This window comes from Mycobacterium sp. 1245852.3 (assembly GCF_001669335.1).
GTDB classification, from domain to species: domain Bacteria; phylum Actinomycetota; class Actinomycetes; order Mycobacteriales; family Mycobacteriaceae; genus Mycobacterium; species Mycobacterium europaeum_A.
On record NZ_LZLL01000298.1, the window covers coordinates 1 to 1697 of the forward strand.

At 70.5% G+C, this 1697-nt stretch carries 3 protein-coding genes; all 3 read right to left on the reverse strand.

What is annotated here, in order from left to right:
* The coding region (gene murI, locus A9W96_RS13410) for a glutamate racemase (protein WP_067140348.1) at positions 1-639 on the reverse strand (639 nt) is incomplete at its 3' end.
* Positions 636-1319 (reverse strand): rhomboid family intramembrane serine protease, encoded by a 684-nt coding sequence (locus tag A9W96_RS13415; protein ID WP_066867346.1) that lies wholly within the window; start codon positions 1317-1319, stop codon positions 636-638. The genes A9W96_RS13415 and murI, both read right to left, overlap by 4 nt.
* A gap of 61 nt (positions 1320-1380) precedes the next feature.
* Positions 1381-1697, reverse strand: a 317-nt coding sequence (locus tag A9W96_RS13420; RefSeq protein WP_197499508.1) for a P1 family peptidase, incomplete at its 5' end; no start/stop codon positions are given.

Consider the following 1697-nt stretch of genomic DNA (forward strand, 5'->3'; position numbering starts at 1 on the left):
GGCCGTCTCCTCGGCGCTGGAGACCAGCGTCACGTTGTCACCCATCGCCAATTGGATGAGTCCGGACAGCAGTGGATAGTGCGTGCAGCCGAGCACCAGCGTGTCGACCTGCGCGCGCTGCAGCGGCTCCAGATAGCCCTCGGCCAAACCGAGCACCTGACGGCCGCTGGTCACCCCGCGCTCCACGAAATCGACGAAGCGCGGGCACGCCACCGCGGTGATCTCGGTGTCACGGGCGGCGGCGAACGCGTCCTGATAGGCGTGCGAGTTGATGGTGGCCTGGGTGCCGATGACGCCGATGCGCCCGCTGCGGGTGGTGGCGACCGCGCGGCGCACCGCGGGCAGGATCACCTCGACGACGGGAACGTCGTAGCGTTCGCGGGCGTCGCGCAGGCACGCGGCCGACGCCGTGTTGCAGGCGATGACCAACGCCTTGACGCCGCGGCCGACGAGGTCGTCCCCGATGGCCAACGCGTGCGCGCGGACCTCGGGGATGGTCAGCGGCCCGTACGGACCGTGGCCCGTGTCGCCGACGTAGACGATGTCTTCGTCCGGCAGCTGGTCGATGATCGCGCGCGCGACGGTGAGTCCCCCGACACCGGAGTCGAAGACGCCGATGGGTGCCAGTGCCGAGCTCATGTCTTGGGCCGCGGCACGGTGGTGCCGGCTTTCCTGGACGTCCGGCCCTTACGTTCCGGGGCGGACAACCAATAGGCGGCCAGGATGCCGGCGATCGCTCCGCACAGGTGGCCCTGCCACGACACGCCCCCGCACCTGCCGAGCACCGGCATGGCCCCGAGCAGTACGCCGCCGTAGGCGAACATGACGACCAGCCCGATGATGATGTCGCGCATCCGGCGCACGAAGATCCCGAACACCAATAAGAAGGCCAGCCAGCCGAAGATCAAACCGGAGGCACCGATGTGGTCGGTGGGGCCGCAGCCGCTGCCGACGTCGCCGATGAGCCAGGTGCCGAAGCCACCGAGGATCCACACGATGGCGGTCGCCCAGACGAATCTGGACAGGCCGGCCAGCGTCATCAAAAATCCCAGGACCAGCAGCGGCACGGTGTTGGCCATCAGGTGCTGCCAGCTCGCGTGCAACACCGGGGCGAAGACGATGCCCCACAGGCCGTCGGCCTCCAGTGGGCGAATGCCGTTGGCGTCCAGCGAATGGCGGGTCAACTGGTCGATCAGCTCGACGAGGTAGAGCAGCACCACGAAGGTGAGGATCGTGGCGGCGCCGGCCGTCGCGGTGGACCGCTTCTTCGGCTGGGCTGCAGGCGCGCCGGGGCGTCCGGTGGGAGTCCTCTTACCCATGGCTGCCCTTCCAGCGTGTTCCAGCATCGTCAAGGCTACCGGCGCCGCGGCCGGTCGCCTCTCATCGACCGAAAGCGCCGGGCAGCACGTCGCGATAGCTCGGTATGCCGGCGATCGATTCGGCGGCCAGCACGCCACCCAGCACCGCTTGGGCCAGGCAATCGGCGGCGGCGATGCCGACCTCGGTGGCCAGCCGGGTCTCCGGCGAGAAGGCGGCGGGCGCGTCCGTCGCGGGCGGCACCTCGACCGCCCCGGTGGCCAGTACGAACACGGTGTCACCGTCGACCGGGGTGTGCGCCGGCCGGATGCTGCGGGCCAGGCCGTCGTGCGCGGCGATCGCCACCCGCCGGCACGCCGCCGCGCTCAGGGCGGCGTCGG